This is a genomic window from Aquicoccus porphyridii, assembly GCF_008369105.1.
In the GTDB taxonomy this organism is placed as follows: Bacteria; Pseudomonadota; Alphaproteobacteria; order Rhodobacterales; family Rhodobacteraceae; genus Aquicoccus; species Aquicoccus porphyridii.
This window is the reverse complement of record NZ_VINQ01000139.1, coordinates 1-433: the sequence shown is the minus strand read 5'-3', so window position 1 is coordinate 433 and position 433 is coordinate 1. Positions and strand designations below refer to the sequence as shown.

Genomic DNA, 433 nt, shown 5'->3' with positions numbered 1-433 from the left:
TCGACCACGATCGCGTTCTCCACGCTACCGCCGAGTGCCAGGTTCTGCGAACGCAGGTACTCGATATCGCGCATGAACCCGAAGGTACGGGCGCGGCTGACCTCCTTGACGAAGGAAGTACTGGAGAAATCGACCGAGGCCTGCTGGGTGCGACCACGGAAGACCGGATGATCGAAATCGATCTCGAAGCTGACCTTGAAGCCGTCGAACGGAACGAAGACGGCGCGCTTGTCGCCCTCTTCCACGCTGACTTCGCGCTTGATGCGGATGAACTTCTTGGCAGCTTCCTGCTCTTGCAATCCGGCGGACTGGATCAGGAATACGAACGGACCAGCGCTGCCATCCATGATCGGCACTTCCGAAGCGGACAGCTCGACGTAGGCGTTGTCGATACCCAGGCCGGCCATGGCCGAGAGCAGGTGCTCCACCGTAT

The 433-nt window shown here is 60.3% G+C and carries 1 protein-coding gene; it reads right to left on the bottom strand.

The window, feature by feature from the left end; genetic code table 11:
* On the bottom strand, positions 1-433 hold a 433-nt coding region (locus FLO80_RS23925), incomplete at both ends, for a UDP-3-O-acyl-N-acetylglucosamine deacetylase (RefSeq protein WP_188078411.1).